Source organism: Blautia segnis (genome assembly GCF_014287535.1).
In the GTDB taxonomy this organism is placed as follows: Bacteria; Bacillota; Clostridia; order Lachnospirales; family Lachnospiraceae; genus Blautia_A; species Blautia_A acetigignens.
In genome coordinates this window covers 53,337-73,783 of record NZ_JACOOT010000021.1, presented here as the reverse complement: position 1 = coordinate 73,783, position 20,447 = coordinate 53,337, and the positions used below count along the sequence as shown (strand labels likewise).

Genomic DNA, 20,447 nt, shown 5'->3' with positions numbered 1-20,447 from the left:
CGGAAAATCCGGGAATGTGCCAGAGCCGCCCTGATGGACGGGGAAGCGGTTGCCGACCGCTTGACCAATACCTGTGAAGCCGAGCAGCGGGAACAGCGGGAAGCAATGGAACGCTCCCTCACAAGGGACGAGGAACGGATTGAGGTTCTGGACAAAATGGTAATGCGGCTTTATGAGGATATGATTGCAGGGCGTATCAGTGAACAGAATTTCAACACCATGCTGGAAAAGACACAGACCGAGCAAGCGGAGCTTAAAGCAAAAGTGTCCGAGGGCAGAAAGCGGCTGTCCGATGAAGTCCAGCTTGCCAATGACGCAAAACAATGGGTGGAAGCCATTCAGGAATACGCCAATATCACAGAGCTGGACGCAGCCACCCTCAACCGCTTAATCAAAGAAATCGTCGTGCATGAGCGCATTGACGAAGATAAAACAAGACACATTTCTATCGAAATTCATTTTAATCTCAAACCCATCCCAGAGGTGGAACAGGTCACTGCCTGACCTGTCCCGCCGGGACGGTTCTCTTAAAAACACCATATAGATTTTTTGTACGCCGCCGCCCGCCATTGAGCAGAGTTTTACACCTAATTGGGGATAAAACAGCTCATGGCGGGTGGCGGTATCGTCCTGCTGGGCATGAACTTGATCCCTCTGCTGGCAAACCTGTTCTAATCTTCCCGAAGGAGTAAGCTATGCAAAGTATCTTCGACGCTATCACAGAATGGCTCAAAGGGCTGTTGGTCGAGGGTATCATGGGAAACCTCGGCGGGCTTTTTACCAATGTGAATGAGCAGGTCGGAGAGATTGCGGCGCAGGTAGGGACGCCCCCGGCGGCATGGAACGCCGGGGTCTTTTCCATGATACGGCAGCTCTCCGAAACGGTCATTCTTCCTATCGCCGGACTGGTGCTTACCTTTGTGATGACCTATGAGCTCATTCAAATGCTGATAGACCACAACAACCTACACAACTTCGACACATGGATCTTTTTTAAGTGGATTTTCAAGACCTTTATTGCGGTGATGATCCTGTCCAACACCTTCAATATCGTCATGGCGGTATTTGATGTTTCCCAGCAGGTCATTCACCAGTCGGCGGGGCTGATACAAGGCTCCACCGCCGTCACGCCGGAGGTTTTGAACAATATGCAGACCCAGCTTGAGGCAATGGAGCTGGGGCCGCTCCTTGGTATCTTCCTGCAATCCTTCTTCGTGCAGTTCACCATGACGGCCTTGAATATCGTGATTTTCGTCATTGTCTACGGGCGTATGATTGAAATTTACCTGATGACCAGCCTTGCCCCCATTCCCTTTGCCACCAGCGTCAACCGGGAGGTCGGACACATGGGACAGAATTATTTCAAGTCCCTGTTTGCCGTTGGCTTTCAGGGGATGCTCATTATGGTGTGCATGGCGATTTACGCCGTGTTGGTGCAGAGTATCGCCACGGACGGCGATATGATGAACGCTATCTGGACTTGTGTGGGGTACACGGTGCTTCTGTGCTTCGTGCTCTTTAAGACCGGGAGCTTGTCAAAGTCTATCTTTGGGGCGCATTAAAGCACTTCGGGCCAAGTTGGCCCGAGGCAGGAAGGAGGTGCAGAACGATGATGTATCAGGAACCGGAAAAGTCCCCGTGGGGTAAGGTGCAGACCTGCGACCTGTTATGCCCCGGCGTGTTCCTCGTGAGTACCGCCAGCCACGGGGGGACGATGGTTTCAAAGGAAGTGGCGGCCTTCCTCTCCCCGGCGGCCAAGCGGTGCGGCTTTCAGCGTGGCGGCTATCTCTGCTTTGAGGAAGATACGCAGGAGGAAGTGGTGCTGCGGGAGCTTTTGGATAAGAAGCTCTGGAAGATACCCAAGCGTATCAAAGACAAGGCCGCCTTTGAGGAAAATATCAACCGCTCCATCAAGCGGTACAACCCCGAGTATTGGCGGGCAAGGCAGTCCGGCCTTGAAGCGGCGCAGGCCGCCCGGAGGGAGGCTCCGGCCCGCCAGGCAGAACGATGACCTCGGGCCAAGTTGGCCCGAAGCTCCAAGGAGGTGACTTCATTGGCCTATGTGCCAGTACCCAACGATTTGAGCCGTATCAAGACCAAGCTGGCCTTCAACCTGACGAAGCGCCAGCTTATTTGTTTTTCCATAGCGGGCGGTATCGGTATCCCGTTTTACCTGTTCACCCGCTCCCATATCGGGAACAGTACGGCCCTGTTCCTGATGATCGGCCTGATGATGCCGTGTTTCCTGTTTGCCATGTTTGAGAAGGACGGCCTTCCCTTTGAGAAGGTGCTCCGCAACATTATCCGAACAAGGTTTTTACTGTCACGGGTCAGGCCCTACAAAACCGAAAATTTCTATGCTTTTTTGAGCCGAAAGGAGGAAAAGCCGATTGCAGACCACCAAAGGGGCAAAAAGGCCGGGCGCAGAAAGAAAGCGTCCTGACCGCAGGCCCACAAAACAGGCCCAGCCGAAAAAGGCCGGGCCGCAGACCGCACAGCAGACCATTCCGTACCGGGAGCTTTTCAAGGATGGTATCTGCCGGGTAAACGACAGGTTCTATACCAAGAGCCTTGAATACGAGGACATCAACTACCAGTTGGCGCAGGCCGATGACCAGAGTGCCATCTTTGACGGCTACTGCGCCTTTCTCAATTCCTTTGACAGCTCCCTTCCGTTCCAGCTCTCCTTCATCAATCACAGGAGCCGCCCGGACAGCAAGTACAAGCTCAATATCCCCATGCGGGATGACGAATACAGCGAAATGCGGGGTGAGTATGTGGAAATGCTGGAAGGGCAGATTGCCAAGAGCAACAACGGCATTGTAAGGACGAAGCTGCTGACCTTCGGCGTATCAGCGGACAGCCTCGCCATTGCTAAACCCCGCTTGGAGCGTGTGGAGGCCGATATTACCGGCAACTTCAAAAAGCTGGGGGTACAGTCCCGGCCCCTCAATGGACTGGAACGGCTGGAGATCCTTCACGGCCAGCTCCACCCCGGCGGCACCGAGCCCTTTTCCTTCACATGGGATATGATACCCAAGACCGGAATGGGGACAAAGGATTTTATCGCCCCCAACAGCTTTGACTTCCGCCAGAGCCGCCTGTTCCGTATGGGCTCTACATGGGGAGCGGCCTCCTATATGCAGATCATGGCCTCCGAGCTTTCCGACAAGCTCCTTGCGGAGCTGTTGGAGGTGGACGCTGAAATGACCATTACCATGCACATTCAGACCGTCGATCAGGCCAAGGCCATCAAGACCATTAAAGGCAAGGTCAGCGACATTGACAAGATGAAGGTGGAGGAACAAAAAAAGGCCGTCCGAAGCGGCTACGATATGGACATACTTCCTCCCGACCTTGTTACATTCAGTCAGGACGCAAAGAACCTCCTGAACGATTTGCAGAGCCGCAACGAGCGAATGTTCCTTCTGACTTTCCTTGTGGTGAACACCGCCGCCACCCGCCGGGAGCTGGACAACGACCTGTTCACGGTGTCGGGTATCATGCAGAAATACAACTGCGTGTTGAAGCGGTTGGACTTCCAGCAGGAGCAGGGCCTTATATCCAGCCTGCCCCTCGGCTACAACGGTATCGAGATACAGCGGGGTATGACCACCAGCTCCACCGCTATCTTCGTGCCATTTATGACGCAGGAACTCCGCATGGACGGCGAGGCCATCTACTACGGCCTGAACGCCCTTTCCCACAATGTCATTATGGCGAACCGAAAGAAGCTGAAAAACCCCAACGGCCTATACCTCGGCGTACCGGGCTCGGGCAAGAGCTTCGCCGGAAAGCGGGAGCTTGTCAATGTGTTCCTCGCCACCAGCGACCGTATTATTATTCTTGACCCGATGGGCGAGTATTCGCCGCTGGTGCGCCAGTTCGGGGAGGACGGGCTTGTGGTGGAGATCGCCCCCAACAGCCCGCACCACATCAATCCGATGGACTTGGATGTGAGCATGGACGATGAGGTTTCGCCTATCAGCCTGAAATGCGACTTCATTTTGTCCCTGATGGAGCTTATTGTGGGCGGCAAGGACGGCTTACAGCCTGTGGAGCGCACCATCATTGACCGCTGCGCCCGCATGGTGTACCGGGACTTTCTCAATGACCCGGACAACACGCCCCTTCCGACGCTCCAAGACCTGTACGACCTTCTGTGCCAGCAGACCGAGCCCGAGGCGAAGCGGCTGGCAACGGCCCTTGAAATCTATGTGTCCGGCTCCCTCAACATCTTCAACAATAAGACCAATGTGGACTATAAAAACGCCCGTGTGGTGTGCTTTGACTTGAAGAAGCTGGGGGCGGGCCTGCGTACTATCGCCATGCACATCATCAACGACCTGATGAACAGTCAGGTTTCCCACAACTTCGCCCACGGTATCGCTACATGGTGCTACTATGACGAGTTCCATGTGCTGTTGCAGGACGAGCTGACTTCCAGCTACTTTGTGACCATCTGGAAAATGCTCCGTAAAAAGGGCTGCGTCCCCAGCGCCCTGACCCAGAATGTGAAAGACCTCCTTGCCAGCCGTCAGATTGAGAACATCTTTGAAAACTCTGACTTCATGGTGCTTCTGTCGCAAGCGCAGGGGGACAGACAGATTTTGGCGAAGCAGTTAGGGATAAGTCCCCACCAGCTTTCCTATGTGACCCATTCCAATTCCGGCGAGGGCCTGCTGTTCTTCGGAAATGTGACCATCCCGTTTGTTGACCGTTTCCCGAAGAACACCAAGCTCTACTCCATTATGACTACCCGCCCGGAGGAAAAGGAGGCGCAGAATGAGTAAGACCGCTTCGGGCCAAGTTGGCCCGAAGAACCCGAAGGGCGGAAAGCGGATAAAGCGTGGGCGGCTCCATTTCACCGAGGAAGAAGTGACCCGTCAGACTGGGGCGGAAACCTCGGGCCAAGTTGGCCCGAAGCCCCAGAGCACCGGGAAATTCAAGCAGGACGGGGAACGGGAAAAACCGTCCTCCCGATTGCGTCAGGAGGGCGAGGCCCGCCGGGATACCGCCCATGAGGAACAGGCCGCCCAAAAGGACAAGAAGGACAAACAGGAGAAAAAGAAGGAACGGGCCGAGGCCAAGGCCGAGCACTCCGCTGTCAAGCTGGAAATGGCCAAGGAAAAGCTGGCCCAGCAGAAGCCCCAGAAGCCTCCCAGCCTCCCCAAACGGGCGGCAATGGCGGCGGGGGCTGGCGTGTGGGCCTACGGCCACCGCAAGATACACGAGGTCGAGCATGAGAATGTGGGCGTGGAGAGCGCCCATAAGGCCGAGCTTCTGACAGAGGCCGGGGTACATAAGGCTACCCGCTATGTCAAACGGCGTATCCGGGAGCACCCGGCCCGTCAGGTGGAGAAATGGGAGCACAAGACCATGAAGGCCAACGCCAACCTCCACTATCAGCAAATGGCACAGGAGCACCCGGAGCTTCAAAGCAACTTCCTTTCCCGCATGGCCCAGAAGTGGAAAATCAAGCGGGAGTACGCCAAGCAGGCCCGGGAGGCCGCAAAACAGACCGCCAAGGCGGCGGGTGCGGCGGCTACCACCACCGAGAAAGCGGCGGCCTATGCCGCCCAGTTTGTGCGCCGTCACAAGGGTGGGGCTGTCATTATTCTGCTGTTGTTCTGCCTGTTCCTGATTTTGAACTCCGTCTTTTCCGCCTTCCCTTCGCTGGGTACTGGCATGATGAACGCCGTGGTCGGCACCTCCTACACCGCCGAGGACGAGGATATTTTAGGGGCCAACGAGGACTATACGGCCCTTGAAAACGACCTCCGCCAGAAGATCGCCAACATTGAGCGCACCCACCCCGGCTATGACGAGTACCGCTACGATGTGGACGAGCTGGGCCACAACCCTTACGAGCTGACTTCCTACCTGATTGCCAAGCTCCGCACCTACACCCGTGAGAATGTGCAGGGCGAGCTGCGAACCTTGTTCGAGGCGCAGTACAAGCTGACGCTGACCGAGGAAGTGGAGATACGCTACCGCACCGAAACGGACACATGGACGGACGAGGACGGAACCACCCATACGGACACCTACGAGGTGCCGTATGAGTATTACATTCTCCATGTGCGGCTCCAAAACAAGACCCTTCCCGTGGTGGTCAACTCTCTTTTGGACGCCGAGCAGAAGGAAATCTACGACATAACCTTGGAGCTCAAAGGCAATAAGCCCTATCTGTGGGATGACATTTACACAGGCGGCGGCAGCTATGACCCCGGAAGTAATTACACCATACCGGGCGAGGCCCTTTCCGACCCGGCCTTTGCGGCCCTTATCACGGAGGCGGAAAAGTATCTGGGCTGGCCCTATGTGTGGGGCGGCTCCAGCCCTTCCACCTCCTTCGACTGTTCCGGCTTCGTCTGCTGGGTCTATACGGCAAGCGGCGTCCACAACCTGCCCCGCACCACGGCGACCGGAATTTTCAATCAATGCGCCTATGTGTCGCCCGCCGACGCAAGGCCCGGAGATCTGATTTTCTTTACCCGGACTTATGACTGCGCCGGGCCAGTCTCCCATGTGGGTATCTATGTGGGCGACGGTATGATGATTCATGCGGGCGACCCCATCAAATACGCCAGTATCAACACGAACTACTGGCAGGAGCACTTTTACGCCTTTGGGCGTTTGAACTGATTTTCCGAAAGGAGCGACGATATGAGTAAACTTGAAAAGATTGACCGGGAGCTGGAAAAGGCCCGGGAGAAGGCCGCCGAGTGGCAGGCCAAGATCAAAGACTTGGAGAAACAGCGTCAGGAGGAAGAAAACAGCATGATCGTTCAGGCTGTCCGTTCCCTGAAACTGACGCCCGCCGAGCTGGCCGCCTTTTTCAGTAACCCCGCCATTACCGCTTCGGGCCAACTTGGCCCGAAGCCTGAGAAAGAAAAGGAGGATACCGACCATGAGGAATAAGCTGCTTCGCAGGGCCGCGGTTTTGACCGCCGCCCTGCTTTCTCTTACCTGCATGAGCGTCACGGCCTACGCCCAGAGTGACGAGCCTGTTGAGGAAACCACGCCGCCCGCCGCCGAGGAAATCACCGCCAAGCCCTTCACCCCGGACGGGACGGGGACGGTGGTGGACAACGCCACCGACGAGGACGGCAAAGAGTTCTTCACCATCACCACCCCCAGCGAGAATGTGTTCTACCTGATTATTGATCGCCAGCGCACCGAGGAAAATGTGTACTTCCTGAACGCCGTCACGGAAAAAGACCTGCTGGCCCTTGCCGAAGCTGACCCTGAGCCCGAGGCCCCGGAGCCTGTCACACAGCCTGAGCCCGACCCGGAACCTGTGGCCGAGCCTGACCCCGAGCCCGAAAAAGATACCGGCTTTCCTGTTGGCAACCTCCTGATGATTGCGGCCGTCCTGCTGGTGGGCGGCGGAGCGGCTTATTATTTTAAGGTCTACCGCCCGAAGCATGAGGCCGCCGACTTGGACGAGGACGATTACGACTATGACGAGGCCGACCCCTACGGCGATATGGAGACAGAGGACGAAACGGAGGACGAGGCATGAACTTTACCAGCAGCCCCTATGAAAGAATGATGAAGGAAGTCCCCCGCCCGGGCGGCAGCCCTGACCGCTGTGCCGGGTGCCGTTATTTCAAGGAGTGCAGGAGCAAAAAGCTGCGTTGCCTGAAACGGCTGCGTCCTGCGGCTCCTGCTTCGGGCCAAGTTGGCCCGAAATCCTGATGTGTCGGGAGCTGTCCCGTGACGAGCGAAAAGGTATCCGCAAACTGGTCACGGAGATGTGCGCCAACTATGACCGGGAGTATGGCTGCCTGCCGCTGGACTGTGAGTGCTATATGCTGGGCAAGTGGTGGACGGGGGCCTACTGCCGCTACTTCCGGGAGGCCGTTCTTCCCCTTGACCCGGTGCTGATGGCCTCCATCTGCGAGGATGGCCTGGCCCCGGATACCCGGCTGTGCGCCGTCTGTGGGCGGCCCTTTCTCCCGGAGGGGAGGCAAGCCTATTGTTCCGACGCCTGCAAGGTTGAGGGGAACCGCAGAAGGAGCCGGGAGCGCATGAGGAAAAAGCGGAGGGGAGCCGGGTAGGTCTGTTACGATTTGCCCGGAGAAAAAGCCCGGAATATCGGGCTTTTCCCCGCCTGTTTTCCGGGCGGGAATACCCTAATACCTTTTGCCCCGGTTTGAGCGGGTATTTCGTAACATTTCATCCCTTCGGGCCAAATTGGCCCGAGGCTGGAAAGGAGGAAACCACATAGAGATCAACCAAGGCTATGAGATTTTGAAGTCCGTCACCTTCGACAATGGCCGGGGCTTTGCCCTGGGCTATGACGAGGCGGCCCCCAGCCCCTTTGTCACATGGCAGTTTACCGAAACGGAGAACGGCCAGAGGGACTACTATTGGGGTCACTACCACAGCAACGGTCAGACAGCGGAAAAGGACTTCGCCAAGCGCATTGACGATTACAAGGAGCTGTTTCAGGTGCAGGAGCGCACAGGTGGCCGGGAGCCTGCGGCGTATTACCGCTACTATTCCACCCAGCGGCCTGTTGACCTCGGCACCTTCCCGAAGCCGCCCGGCAACGCTCCCGTGGAGATCATCAACTTTGACGAGCGGCGCATGGTGGAGGGCGGCACGATACGGGCGTGGGGAGAGCTGGCCTATTTGAAGCCCCTGACGGAGAAACAGATGGAAGATTACGAGCTGCGCCCAGCTCCCGGCAATCCTGACCGGGCGGCCCGGCCTTCCATCACGGCCCAGCTCAAGGAGGCGGCCCACAGATCGGAGGCCCCCAAGGAGCCCGACAAGATCAAACACAACAAGTCCCATGAGGACAGATAAGGAGGATGCTATGAACGAGAGAGACAACCACCTGCATACCGCCGAGCTTTCCGAGGAACAGAACGACAATATGCTGGACGGCATTTTGAACAACTTGCCGCCCTCGCCGCTCCCCAAAGGGCCGGAGAAAAAGGAGCTGGACAGAGTGAAGGAGCCGCCCGCCCACAAGCGGAGCCGGGAGCGGGAGGAACGCTGACGGCCCGGCGCAAGCGAGACAGGCACCTTCATGTGATGGTCACGGCGGACGAGCTGGCCCAGATACAGCGGCGCATGGCCGAAGCGGGCATTACCAACGCCGGGGCCTATATGCGGAAAATGGCCCTGAACGGCTATATCCTCCATGTAGACCTTGCCCCGGTCAAGGAACTGGTGTCCTTACAGCGGCGGTGTGCCAACAATCTCAATCAGGTGGCCGTCCATGCCAATACCTTCGGCGTGTACCCGGAGGAGATCGCCGGGCTCCAGCGGGACTATGAAAAGCTCTGGGGCCGGGTGTCCGAGGTGCTCATGGAGCTGTCTACGCTGGTGGAGAAATAACTTTGCGGGGTGCGGGCCTTTGTGGTCTGCGCCCCGCCTCTTTTTTGTTTCTGGCGGCTTCGGGCCATGTTGGCCCGAGGCTCCGGGACAAGATTTACTAACCGTCTACAACATTGTTGCCCCTACGCCCGCATGGTAAAATATAGGTAGAAAGATGATAGAAAGGGGTTGAACCTATGAGACTGATACTTAAACTGATCACCGCACCGCTTATCCTGTTCCTGACTGTCCTTGTGGCCGTTCTGCTGTTCCTGTTCTCTCTGTCCTCCTTCCTCCTGACGGCGGCCTCGGTCATCATGGCTCTGTCGGGCGTGGGGCTGTTCTTCATCAGCTACCCGGTGGGCGGTGTCATTTATCTGGTGATTGCGTTCCTGCTTTCCCCCTATGGCCTACAGGCGGTGGCGGGTGCTGTCATCACAGGGCTGGACAGCCTGAACCTGTCTCTGCGCCAGTTCATCATAAGCTGACAGCCTCGGGCCAAGTTGGCCCGAAGCAACACGGATTGACGGCGGCTCGGTGGGGCCGCCGTTTCCTATGAAGGGAGGGATTTTCTCTGGCAACGACCACCTTACTGCAACGCCATGCCAACGAGGGAGAAAGCATAGCCGAGGCTATCCGGGATTGCCTGGACTATGGGAAAAATCCTGAAAAGACAGAGAGCGGAAAATACATATCCTCCTATGAGTGCGATCCGGCCACGGTGGCCGCCGAGTTCCTTTTGGCAAAGGCCAGCTATAAGGCCATGACGGGCCGGGAGCAAAAGAAGGGCGAAGATGTGCTGTGCTATCAGATCCGCCAGTCCTTCTATCCCGGAGAGATTACCCCAGAAGAAGCGAACCGGGTCAGCTATGAGCTGGCTATGCGCTGGACGAAGGGCCGCCATGCCTTTATCGTCACGACCCATACGGACAAGGAGCATATTCACTCACATATCTACTACAATTCCACGACCCTTGACTGTTCCCGGAAGTTCCGCAACTTCTGGGGCTCGTCCTTTGCTCTGCGGCGGCTCTCTGACCGCCTGTGTCTGGAAAACGGATTGTCCATCGTGGAAAATCCCAAGCCCCGGAGCAAGGGGAAGTTTCGCAATTACGGGGAATGGCTGGCCGGGCAGAAAAGGCCGCTGACCTATCAGGACAGGCTGCGGGCCGCCATTGATACCGCCCTTGCCAAGAGGCCCGCCGACTTCCCGGAATTTCTCTCTCTGATGGAGCAGGCGGGCTATGAGGTCAAACAGCGCCGGGGAGCGGTCAGCTTCCGGGCTCCCGGTCAGGAGCGGTTTACCCGCCTGCGCTCTGATACCCTCGGGGACGGCTACGGCGAAGCGAATATAAAAGCCGCTCTGTCAGGCTCCCGCCAGCATCCCGGCCAGCCCCGCCAGAAGGTCAGCTTGGCTATTGACATTCAATCCAAGCTCCAAGGGAAAGGCCCCGGCTATGAGCGGTGGGCCAAGGTGTTCAATCTCAAACAGATGGCCGCCGCCCTTGCCTACTTGCAGGACAATGGCCTGACGGACTATGAGCAGTTGGAGCAGAAGGCCACGGCAGCAACGGAGCGTTTTCACAAGCTGTCCGACCAAATCAAAAGCACCGAAGCGGCCCTCCATACCAACATGGAATTGAAGGCGGCAACGGTGCAGTATGCCAAGACCCGGCCTGTCTTTGAGAAGTACAAGGCCAGCAAGTACAGCAGAAAATTTCTTGCGGAACATGAGGCGGATATTGAGCTTTATCGGGCGGCCTGCGCTGACTTCAAGCGCATTTTGGACGGCGGCAAGCTCCCCAAGATAGACGCACTCAAAGAGGAAGGCCGCAAGCTGGCCGAGCGGAAAAAGAAGCTCTACGCCGAGTACCGCAAGGCCAAGGCGGATATGCAGGAGGTCGCGACCATCAAGGCCAACATTGACTATCTGCTGGGCTACTCGGAGCCGGGCAGAAAGAAGGAACAGGAGCGTTAGGGACTGTGACGCATAAGGAGCGAAGCGACGCTACCACTTCGGGCCAACTTGGCCCGAAGCGCCGGGTTTGGGGAGGCTCCCCAACAAGCAGATTTTCACAGACTGGCCGCAAGGCCGGGCTTGTGAAAATGGCTTCTGTGGCCACAGAAGCATTGCTTGCCATTTAGCGGCACCCCTGAAAAGTCCACCCAAAACGAGAAAAACGAAGGCCCTTTTTACTTGACCTCCGTTTCTCTGGCTTTTTGTAGTCCCTCTGCTGTGGCCTCCATGACCGTCAATTCCTTTTCGTCCATTGTATTGAGTAACCTGTCAATATGCTGGCGGCAGTCGCTTTCGCCGTTCTGCCTGTCAGGATAAAAGAATTGGTCTACGGAAATGTCCAACAGGGTGATGATTTGGTAAAAGGTGTTCAGGCTCGGGTGTTGTCCCCGGTTCTCAAAATACATGATGGAACGAGGGGTACGGTCTACGAGCTGTGCAAGGTATTCCTGCGTCCAGCCTTTCGCCTCTCTCTTGCGCTTGATCTCCCGGCCTAATGCGTGGAAGTCAAGCCGTCTGGTGTCTTGGTACATTCTCATATCACCCCTATATTATTCTACATTTCGGGTTGAATTATGAGAACGAAATGAAATTTTATTAAAAGGTAGTATTTTATTTCACGCTTGCTTGTGATAAAATTGTAGCAAGTGTCCGACTTTCAAACTTGACACCGATTGTCTTATTTAATATGCTTTATAATAAGGTGGTGTAAGCGTATGAAAAGTAATCGTATGTTTGGAATATTGAGTATCCTCTTGGATAAAAAACAAGTGACCGCAAAAGAATTAGCGGAGTATTTTGAGGTTTCTGTTCGCACAATACATCGTGATTTATTGGATTTATCAAGTGCGGGTTTCCCGGTTATTACACAGCAAGGTGTTGGTGGCGGTATTTCACTTATGCCCAATTTCAGATATAACAAATCTGCTTTAAGCAAAGATGACATGGATGTTATTCTTGCCGGAATACAAGGGCTTTCAATCATTGACGATAGTACAAAGATTAAAACTTTACTTGCCAAACTTAGATTTAGCAGCAACGACAAAATGCTATTGGAAAATGATATTGTTATTGATTTTTCTACATGGAACCACAATAGCACGATAATAAAAAAAATACGGCTTATCCGTGTTGCCATTGCTAACCACAATTTGCTTAACATGAAATATTATAGCTCCAATGGCTATCGTGAACGGATTGTGGAACCATATAAGTTGCTTTTCAAACAAGAGAGTTGGTATATGCTTGCATATTGCCATTATAGAAATGATTTCCGCATTTTTAAGATCGAGCGTATTACCGATTTACAGATTACTACGGAAACATTTGAGGAACGGAAAGATTATGAAGCCCCGTTACTAAAAAGTGAGTTTTCGAACAGTCAAGGGATTGAAATAACCGTCCGTATGGATAAATCACTTGAATTCCTTGCTATTGATTTTTTTGGAGAAGAAAATATTATAAAGACTGCTGACAGTCTTTATATTACATTTTATTCGGAATATCCCAGTTGGGTAATTACTACCTTTGCCAGTTTGGGAGATAAGGCAGAGATAGTCTCTCCTGATAGTTTGCGCTCAGAGATAAAAAACTTTTTAAAAAACACGATAAGCCAATATGAAACATGACACGCTGTTGTCATATTTTGGCTGTACAATATCGTTCAAAAGGAGGATACGATATGCCAACAGAAAATAGTTATCTCTCTGATATTGAGGAAATCCTATTACATCGCCATGATAATGGCGGTGATTATTGGGCAACACCCGACAAGCGTTTATTAAAGGGCGCCCCTTTTACGACGATTGAGAGCCCCCTTTATCTATTAGAACTGGGAGTATCTGCTGATGATCCGATTATGAAAGAAACGGCAAACCTTATTTTTAGTACATGGAAAGAGGATGGGCGTTTTAAGATTTTTCCTACCGGGAGTATTTATCCTTGTCAAACTGCGGAATCGGCTCGGACACTATGCTATATGGGATATGCCAACGACAGTAGAATAGAAACGACCTTCCAACATCTTTTGAACACACAGCACACAGATGGCGGGTGGCGTTGCAATAAATTTTCTTTTGGGCATGGGCCTGAAACAGAATACTCAAATCCCCATCCCACACTTATTGCGCTTGATGCGTTCCGATTTAGTCATTATCTCAATAATGAGCCTGCCCTGGACAAAGCTGTTGATTTTTTGCTTGACCATTGGACAACTCGAAAGCCTATCGGGCCTTGCCATTACGGAATTGGAACTCTGTTTATGCAAGTTGAATATCCATTTCGCAACTATAACCTTTTTCAATATGTTTATGTCTTATCCTTCTATGACCATGCCAAAAAGGACTGTCGGTTTCTGGAGGCATTAGATGTATTAAAATCCAAGACACAAGATGGTCAAATCGTTGTTGAGCGTGTTGTGCCTAAATTAGGGAAACTATCCTTCTGCAAAAAAGGAAAGCCAAGTATATCCGCAACGAAGCGTTACAATGAGATCCTTCACAATTTGGGTTAGATTTCAAAAAGTAATTCACAGCCACAACGGTAATAAAAAAAACCGTTGTTTTGGCGGCTGAGTCTCCATGCGCCTAAACAAAATACAGTAGCCCAACGGCGGTTTTGAAACTGAATTTCAAGCCGCCGTTTTCTTTTTTGGAAAAATAAAATTCGGAGGGTGTGTTAAAGTCGCCCTTTTTTAAGAACACGGCGGTGCCTTGGAGGTATAGCCGTGTTCATTTTTCTTTTCCGCAATACTCATAATCTCCACCAGCTAAAAAAAGCGTAGCTCCCCCTCCGGAAAAGTCCGGCTATGCAGGTACAATATATCAGTACAATGTAGATAATGTAATTTCGTGCGTCCGAGTGGCCTCATGCCGCCCGGGCGCTTTTGCGTTCTTATGGAGCCTCGGGCCAACTTGGCCCGAAGTCCAGCCCCGGTGCCGCTCCCCGCCGCCCTCCGTTTCGGTCACTTGTCAATCCCCAACACCGAAACGGAGGTACACAATGAAGGAAATCAATTTGCGGGATTTTTACCCGTGGTATAAAGAGAATGTCATTATCGAAGTCACAGAAGAAGTTGCGGAAGAACTGCTGGCGGGCCAGAGGTACATCAAGGCCAGCCGCCGCCGTGTCTACCGCAATAAGGCGCACTACTCGCTGGATGCCGAGGACGGTATCGAGTATTCCGCCTGCTTCTCTAACCCCTCTCCGCAGGAGCTTATCGAGCGCATGGAGCGGTTTGAATATCTCTGCCACGCTCTGAACAGTCTGCCGGACGCACAGGGTCAGCGGGTGTTTGAGCACTATCTTCTGGGCCACTCGGTCAAGGCGATTGCCGCCGCCGAGGGCGTGACGGAACAGGCCATTACTGCTGCTATCCGCCGGGGCTTGGAGAACATGAAAAAATATTTGAAAAATATTCTGTAAGCCTGTTGTTTTTGATCTTTCAACCGACACGGTTAATAAGAGGAAGAACATTCCTCCCACAACTGAATAGCGGGCAACTTGGAGCACCCAGCAGGGAGCCGGGCGGCAGGTACGCAAAGACTTTTCCGTGAGGGAAACGAGCGACAACTACCCATGCCGCAGGTGGGGACGAGCCATTCCCACGGCCACGATCTGCAACGGGCCGCAAGGGATAAGCTGGCGGCTTATCCGCTCTGATTTGCCCCACAACCCAGCGGGGGTGCTGGCTGGAATATCCGTTGTCTTGCGACAGGCCGAACATACAGAGCCAGCGCCCCCAGCTTTATCAGAAAGAAGGTTTTGACCATGTACGAGGAATGGAGCAATAACGCTTGCCGTGGCTATGTCATCAAGGCGATGGAAAACTGCGGCTTCAAGTCAAATGACATTCGGCAGGTGCTTACCGAGCTCTACGAGGTCTTTGACTTCTGCGCCGTGGAGGAGGCGGCGCACTACTACGAACACTGGCAGTCCTGACCTCGGGCCAACTTGGCGCTGTTGACAAAGTCTCGCTCCGCTCCGCCCTACCAACAAAAAAGACGCCCTCTGGCGTCATCCGGCGTGTTTTATCATCCGTTTCAGGTTCAATGCGGTCGCCGACAAGAGGCAGTGGTCCTCCGCTGCCTCTAAGCCTCGTCGCAAAACGCGCGCTAAGTTGTGCTCGCGCTTCTGCGCGGAAAACGAGCCCTCGCACCAGACCTGCCGCAGTTTCAGCGCCTCCCGGTATTCCGGGCTGGAACGGCGTTCCAGGTTGCGCTGTCGGTCTGCCGCAAAGTAGCTGACGGACACCTTTCTTGCGCCGCGTTTGTCGCTCTCGCGCAGGCATTTTTCCCGCAGCGGACAGAGCGCACAGTCCCGCTTATCCGCCTGATACTCCCAAAACAGGCCGCTGGCGCTGCGGGCCAGCCGCCTTAAACACAGCTCTTTTCCAATGGGACAGAGGTACACATCACGGTTCTCGTCGCGGCAAAAATCGTCCCGCGTAAACTGGACAGACATCCGCGCGGCGGTCTTTTGCGGCCGCACGAAAAAGCCGATCCCCAGTTCACCCAGCGCCCGATGGGCCAGCGGAAAATCGTAGGCGGCATCCGCCGTGGCAGCCTGAATTGGTACAATATTTTCGTGAATATGCTCGATCAGGCCCAAAAACGGCACGGAATCGTTCACATCTCCGGCGGTCACGGTCTGGCCTACGATGATGCCGTAGTCGCTGTCCACCGCCTGATGGGCGAGGTAATGAGGCCCCTCCGGTTTCCCCGGGCGCTTCAGATGACCCGACTCCGGATCTGTGCGGCTGACGCGCTTGTGGGTGCGGCGGTTGTCCCGTTTGATCTGCTTTGTCCGCTTTTTGCGGCGCTTTCCGGTTCGCCGCTCAAGTTCCTCCAACCCTTCCTCTTCATAATCGTCCAGCCGTTCCCAGTAAACGCCGGCCTCCTCCGCGACTTCCACCAGTCCTTCCGACGCACGGGAGGCGTTGGCCCTCACATGGGTCGAGTCCGCCCCCACCACGCGCCCGCTGACCAGACCTTTTTCGATGCACTGCCCCACGACTTCTTCAAATAACCGCCGAAACACCTTGCGGAAGGACGGTTTCCGGCGGCGCAACTGCGAGACGGTGCTGTGATCCGGCACCCGGTCGAAGAGGTCGAGGCCCAGGTACCAGCGCAGGGCGATGTCGGTCTGGACGCGTCGCTCGATCTGCCGCTCCGACGGGATGCCGTACAGGAAACCCACCAGCAGATACTTCACGATGACCACCGGGTCGATGGCCGGGCGCCCGTATTTTTTGCTGTAAAACGGGGCTGTTTCCTCGTAAACGAAGGACAGATCCAGCGCTGCTTCCAACTTTCGGAGGAAGTGCTCCCGGGGCATCAGATCCTCGATCGTTACCATGTGCATCGCCAGCTGCATCCCATCACCTCAGGTCGTTTTCCTCATTATAACATACCGCGAGGGCTGTTGCGAGACTTTGTCAACAGCGCCAACTTGGCCCGAAGCGTGGAGCAGAACGAAAGGGCAGCGCCTTTTACCGGGCGCTGTCCTTTCGCGTTTCCCCACCGGGACAATGCGGGAAAACGCTGGCCGTCAACCAACTATGCAAAGGAGGCTTTAATGGTACAATCCGTTACTTATCAGAGTGAAACCAAGACCGTTCCTTTTCAGGGAAAAAGCATTGTGCTGGAAAGTCTGACGCCGGTACTCTCCCCGAAGGAAAAGGAGAAGCGGAAAAAAGACATTGAACGCTGTCTGTATGAGGTGTTCAGCAAGTACAGAAAGGCCGGGGACAGCCCCGCCTGACCATCCACAACATTGTCCTGCGGGGCTATCAATGGTATAATATACTTGTAGGTTGGTAGCTCCATTCCACAGGAAAGGAGCCCAATATGAATAACAGAGAAGATGTAATTTATGCAAGACAATCCGTAGACCGCAAGGACAGTATCAGCATTGAGAGCCAGATTGATTTCTGCAAGTATGAGTTGAAGGGAGGCAGTTGCCGGGTTTTCAAAGACAAGGGCTACTCGGGAAAGAACACCGACAGGCCCGAGTTTCAAAAGCTCCTTGGCGAGATACGCAAAGGCAAGGTACGCCGGGTAGTTGTCTATAAGCTGGACAGAATAAGCCGCTCCATTCTGGACTTTGCGAACATGATGGAGCTGTTTCAGGAATACGATGTGGAGTTTGTTTCCTCCACAGAGAAGTTTGACACCTCGACCCCGATGGGCCGGGCCATGCTGAATATCTGTATCGTATTTGCCCAGCTTGAACGGGAGACAATCCAGAAGCGTGTCACGGACGCTTACTACTCCCGGTGCCTGAAAGGCTTCCACATGAGCGGCCAAGCCCCCTATGGCTTCGACTTGGAGCCGACGGTAGTAGAGAATATCCGCACAAAGATGATGGTAGCCGACCCCATAGCCGCCAACCATGTGCGCCTGATGTTTGAGATGTACGCCGAGCCCGAAACTTCCTTCGGAGACATTACCCGGTACTTTGAGGAAAAGGGTATCAAAGTATATGGGAAGTCATTGACACGCCCCTTCCTATCCCAGCTCCTACGCAACCCGGTCTATGCACAGGCCGACTTGGAAATGTATGAGTTCTTCAAAAGTCAGGGTGCTGTGGTAGTCAATGACGCCGCCGACTTCGCCGGGACAAACGGCTGCTATCTCTACCAAGGGCGGGATGTGAAGGAGGACAAGGACAAGAGCCTGAAAGATCAGATCCTTGTGCTCGCTCCCCATGAGGGCTTCATATCCTCCGATATTTGGCTGAGGTGCCGCAAGAAGCTGATGACAAACATCACCTTCCAGAACGGGCGCAAGGCCCGGAACACTTGGCTGGCCGGGAAAATCAAATGTGGGAAATGCGGGTATGCTCTCAAAACGACCCATAACCCCTCCGGCTATGAATACCTGCGCTGTTCCAAACGGGCTGACCACAAGGGCTGTCCGGGGTGCGGTACACTCCGCAAGAATGAGTTTGAACAATTCATTTTCACCGCTATGGGAGAAAAGTTCCGGGAGTTCAAGCTACTCCGTGGCGGCGAGGGAAAAGTTAATCCCAAGATTACTGCCTATCAGGTGGAGCTTGCACAGGTGGAGGCCGAGATTGAAAAACTGCTTGATACGCTGACCGGGGCCAACGCCACCTTGCTTGCTTACGCCAACAAGAAAATCGAGGATTTAGACAACCGCCGCAAAAAACTGTCCAAGGCGATTGCCGACCTGTCCGTTGAAACGCTGTCCTCCCAGCAGATTGAATTGCTGTCCGGGTATCTGGACGATTGGGAACATATCAGCTTTGAGGACAAACGAAAAGCCGCTGACGGCCTGATTTCATCAATCAGCGCAACCAGCGACTATGTAAAAATAGAGTGGAAAATCTGATACTTTTTCCACTCTATCAAACCACTTGTTTCTTTATACCGCTTGTAGCCCCTTGTAAACCGTTGCTTCTCAAAGCATATGAAAAGCTGGATACATTAAAAAAAGAGAAATTTTTCCGAACCTGGATCACCCGAATACTAATTAACGAGTGTAACGGAATCATTCGCAAAAGAAAAAATATCATTCCTTATGAAGAATACATGGAAAATGCGCAAATGTTTGAAGAGAACCGTTACGACCACCTGTATATGGCAATTATGGAACTTCCGGAAAATCTGAGAATACTGGTAACCTTGTATTATATTGAGGGCTTTTCTCTGAAAGAAATCAGTGCAATTTTTAATATCCCAGAGGGAACAATCAAAAGCAGACTCTCTAAGGCGAGAGAACTTTTAAGGGAACAGCTTCTCGAGGAAACGGAACGAAAATCTATTGTAAACACACGTATTTGCAAAGTATCCGAAAAAATGACAAGAAAGGAGCATATGCCATGTTAGAAAATAATTGGAAGGACTCAGCACCGAAGGTACCACAGGAGTTCCATGAAAGATTTGAAGAAACGTTGAGACAGATTGAAGAAACGACGATATCGGACAACAAAAGGAAAAATAAAAAAATCCGGATTCGTGTTTTGACAGTAGCAGCTGCACTTTGCGCCTGCATGACTGTTACCGTAGCCGCAAAAGAATTTCTTAAGTGGAATGTAGTATTAAAAGAACGATTAAATCCGTCCGAGGAACAACAGAAATCTTTGGAAGAAACGAATTATATCCAAAATGTTAACCAGTCAGAAACACATAATGGTGTAACAGTTGCTCTGTCAGATTCTCTTCAGGATCAGGGTATTTTATATGCAGTTTTTGAGATAAAGACCGGAGCGGATATTTCCATGGATCAAAATACTTCTTTCGAACATTTGGATATAAAAATTGACGGAAAATCAGTGTTTGGAGATGAACAATTTGGATCATGCAGTGTAGGCGGAGGTTTGGCATATTTAGAGGATGATGCAAATACATCTGCGCATCTTCAGTATTATGAGGCAACTTTTTCTTATGACTCCGATTACAATTTAAGTGGAAAAAAAGTAGAGATCACATTAGAAAATCTGACAGAAGACGGAGACAAAGCATCGGAAGGAACTGTAGTGGCACAGGGAACCTGGAACTTTGAATGGACTGTTGGAGAACTTGATCCAGAAACGCTTCTGGAGGTGAACAAGAAATGTGATTTTGGAGGCTATGAAATTAATGTGAGAAGCATGGAGATATCCCCATTTTTCTGGAAAATTTATCTTGACTATCAGGATGCAATGAAAGTATATGAGGATGAAAGAAATCGCTTTGAGTACAATGGTTCTGATTGCGGAATGGATCTTTATGCAAGAACCCATATTGATGCTGTGAGGTATAAAGATGGTACAGTCGTAAACTTTGATTCGGCTTTAGGCGGAATTGGAGGTGGTGGTGAACTAGAGGACAAGAAAAATGGTGTTGTGGTGATTCGAAATAGCTTCGGACAAGCGATAGATGTAGATCAGCTTCAGGCTGTGCATTTTGGAAATGTGGATCAGTGGCTTGAAGTAAGATGATTTTTGAAAAAAAGATAGAAAGACCATTCGTCTTCCAGGATAAAATACAATATATAAGAATGCAAAAACACAATATATAAGAACGCAACTGTTGACATGTACTATATATTGTGCTATCCTACAATTGAATTATCGTTTATGCATAGCACCC

At 52.9% G+C, this 20,447-nt stretch carries 24 protein-coding genes and 2 pseudogenes; 24 read left to right on the top strand and 2 right to left on the bottom strand.

All coding sequences use genetic code 11. The annotated features are described in order from the left end of the window. From H8S54_RS09575 to H8S54_RS09500, 16 genes and pseudogenes are all read left to right on the top strand, one after another. The coding region (locus tag H8S54_RS09575) for a DUF4368 domain-containing protein (protein WP_186901378.1) at positions 1–504 on the top strand (504 nt) is incomplete at its 5' end. Positions 505–594: 90 nt separating this feature from the next. Beyond that, positions 595–675 (top strand): annotated as a pseudogene (locus H8S54_RS09570) (Maff2 family mobile element protein); the annotation flags it as partial. A 20-nt stretch (positions 676–695) separates the two neighbouring features. Beyond that, positions 696–1,562, top strand: a complete 867-nt coding sequence (locus H8S54_RS09565; protein ID WP_186901377.1) for a VirB6/TrbL-like conjugal transfer protein, CD1112 family — start codon at positions 696–698, stop codon at positions 1,560–1,562. Between the two features lie 23 nt (positions 1,563–1,585). Beyond that, positions 1,586–2,011 (top strand): annotated as a pseudogene (locus H8S54_RS09560) (DUF7007 domain-containing protein); the annotation flags it as partial. 42 nt (positions 2,012–2,053) lie between these two features. Then, entirely contained in the window at positions 2,054–2,443 is a 390-nt protein-coding gene (locus H8S54_RS09555; RefSeq protein WP_186901376.1) for a PrgI family protein, read from the top strand. Beyond that, positions 2,391–4,793, top strand: coding sequence for a VirB4-like conjugal transfer ATPase, CD1110 family (locus H8S54_RS09550; protein WP_186901375.1), 2,403 nt, complete (start codon positions 2,391–2,393; stop codon positions 4,791–4,793). The genes H8S54_RS09555 and H8S54_RS09550 overlap by 53 nt, the downstream gene beginning before the upstream one ends. A 190-nt stretch (positions 4,794–4,983) precedes the next feature. Next, on the top strand, positions 4,984–6,648 hold the full coding sequence (locus H8S54_RS09545) for a C40 family peptidase (protein WP_408610273.1): 1,665 nt from the start codon (positions 4,984–4,986) through the stop codon (positions 6,646–6,648). Between the two features lie 21 nt (positions 6,649–6,669). Next, positions 6,670–6,924, top strand: coding sequence for a DUF4315 family protein (locus tag H8S54_RS09540; RefSeq protein ID WP_186901373.1), 255 nt, complete (start codon positions 6,670–6,672; stop codon positions 6,922–6,924). Then, positions 6,914–7,528: a DUF4366 domain-containing protein gene (locus H8S54_RS09535; protein ID WP_186901372.1), complete on the top strand. Its 615-nt coding sequence runs from the start codon at positions 6,914–6,916 to the stop codon at positions 7,526–7,528. Before H8S54_RS09540 ends, H8S54_RS09535 begins: the two co-directional genes overlap by 11 nt. 175 nt (positions 7,529–7,703) lie before the next feature. After that, positions 7,704–8,066 (top strand): cysteine-rich VLP protein, encoded by a 363-nt coding sequence (locus tag H8S54_RS09530; protein ID WP_186901387.1) that lies wholly within the window; start codon positions 7,704–7,706, stop codon positions 8,064–8,066. A 136-nt stretch (positions 8,067–8,202) separates the two neighbouring features. Beyond that, the gene (locus H8S54_RS09525; protein ID WP_207725605.1) at positions 8,203–8,820 is read left to right on the top strand and encodes a defense against restriction DarA-related protein; all 618 of its coding nucleotides are present in this window, start codon (positions 8,203–8,205) and stop codon (positions 8,818–8,820) included. A gap of 10 nt (positions 8,821–8,830) precedes the next feature. Then, positions 8,831–9,016: a DUF4316 domain-containing protein gene (locus tag H8S54_RS09520; protein ID WP_118747585.1), complete on the top strand. Its 186-nt coding sequence runs from the start codon at positions 8,831–8,833 to the stop codon at positions 9,014–9,016. Continuing rightward, entirely contained in the window at positions 9,013–9,357 is a 345-nt protein-coding gene (locus tag H8S54_RS09515; RefSeq protein ID WP_408610272.1) for a plasmid mobilization protein, read from the top strand. Before H8S54_RS09520 ends, H8S54_RS09515 begins: the two co-directional genes overlap by 4 nt. 176 nt (positions 9,358–9,533) lie before the next feature. Next, positions 9,534–9,824, top strand: a complete 291-nt coding sequence (locus H8S54_RS09510; protein ID WP_186901371.1) for a CD1845 family protein — start codon at positions 9,534–9,536, stop codon at positions 9,822–9,824. A gap of 86 nt (positions 9,825–9,910) precedes the next feature. Beyond that, positions 9,911–11,314, top strand: coding sequence for a relaxase/mobilization nuclease domain-containing protein (locus tag H8S54_RS09505; protein WP_186901385.1), 1,404 nt, complete (start codon positions 9,911–9,913; stop codon positions 11,312–11,314). A 5-nt stretch (positions 11,315–11,319) separates the two neighbouring features. Continuing rightward, complete coding sequence (locus H8S54_RS09500; RefSeq protein ID WP_186901370.1) at positions 11,320–11,481, top strand: hypothetical protein; 162 nt, start codon at positions 11,320–11,322, stop codon at positions 11,479–11,481. Between the two features lie 48 nt (positions 11,482–11,529). Here the strand turns inward: H8S54_RS09500 and H8S54_RS09495 are convergent, their stop codons facing one another. After that, positions 11,530–11,886, bottom strand: coding sequence for a helix-turn-helix domain-containing protein (locus tag H8S54_RS09495; protein WP_186901384.1), 357 nt, complete (start codon positions 11,884–11,886; stop codon positions 11,530–11,532). A 183-nt stretch (positions 11,887–12,069) separates the two neighbouring features. Between H8S54_RS09495 and H8S54_RS09490 the strand changes: the two genes are divergently transcribed. From H8S54_RS09490 to H8S54_RS09475, 4 genes are all read left to right on the top strand, one after another. Beyond that, complete coding sequence (locus tag H8S54_RS09490) at positions 12,070–12,981, top strand: helix-turn-helix transcriptional regulator (RefSeq protein WP_186901369.1); 912 nt, start codon at positions 12,070–12,072, stop codon at positions 12,979–12,981. A 53-nt stretch (positions 12,982–13,034) separates the two neighbouring features. Next, the gene (locus tag H8S54_RS09485; protein WP_186901368.1) at positions 13,035–13,865 is read left to right on the top strand and encodes a prenyltransferase/squalene oxidase repeat-containing protein; all 831 of its coding nucleotides are present in this window, start codon (positions 13,035–13,037) and stop codon (positions 13,863–13,865) included. A gap of 488 nt (positions 13,866–14,353) precedes the next feature. Then, positions 14,354–14,776, top strand: coding sequence for an RNA polymerase sigma factor (locus H8S54_RS09480; RefSeq protein ID WP_186901367.1), 423 nt, complete (start codon positions 14,354–14,356; stop codon positions 14,774–14,776). Positions 14,777–15,121: 345 nt separating this feature from the next. Next, complete coding sequence (locus H8S54_RS09475) at positions 15,122–15,292, top strand: hypothetical protein (RefSeq protein ID WP_186901366.1); 171 nt, start codon at positions 15,122–15,124, stop codon at positions 15,290–15,292. A gap of 75 nt (positions 15,293–15,367) precedes the next feature. Here H8S54_RS09475 and H8S54_RS09470 read toward each other — a convergent pair whose 3' ends face one another. Further along, positions 15,368–16,726, bottom strand: a complete 1,359-nt coding sequence (locus H8S54_RS09470) for an IS1182 family transposase (protein WP_186901365.1) — start codon at positions 16,724–16,726, stop codon at positions 15,368–15,370. Between the two features lie 201 nt (positions 16,727–16,927). On the opposite strand from H8S54_RS09470, the gene H8S54_RS09465 reads away from it, so the two are divergent. From H8S54_RS09465 to H8S54_RS09450, 4 genes are all read left to right on the top strand, one after another. Further along, positions 16,928–17,113, top strand: coding sequence for a hypothetical protein (locus H8S54_RS09465; RefSeq protein WP_186901364.1), 186 nt, complete (start codon positions 16,928–16,930; stop codon positions 17,111–17,113). An 86-nt stretch (positions 17,114–17,199) separates the two neighbouring features. Beyond that, complete coding sequence (locus H8S54_RS09460) at positions 17,200–18,705, top strand: recombinase family protein (RefSeq protein ID WP_186901363.1); 1,506 nt, start codon at positions 17,200–17,202, stop codon at positions 18,703–18,705. Continuing rightward, on the top strand, positions 18,693–19,202 hold the full coding sequence (locus tag H8S54_RS09455) for an RNA polymerase sigma factor (protein WP_330600150.1): 510 nt from the start codon (positions 18,693–18,695) through the stop codon (positions 19,200–19,202). The genes H8S54_RS09460 and H8S54_RS09455 overlap by 13 nt, the downstream gene beginning before the upstream one ends. Then, positions 19,196–20,296 (top strand): DUF4179 domain-containing protein, encoded by a 1,101-nt coding sequence (locus H8S54_RS09450; protein ID WP_186901362.1) that lies wholly within the window; start codon positions 19,196–19,198, stop codon positions 20,294–20,296. Before H8S54_RS09455 ends, H8S54_RS09450 begins: the two co-directional genes overlap by 7 nt. The last annotated feature ends 151 nt before the right edge of the window (positions 20,297–20,447 follow it).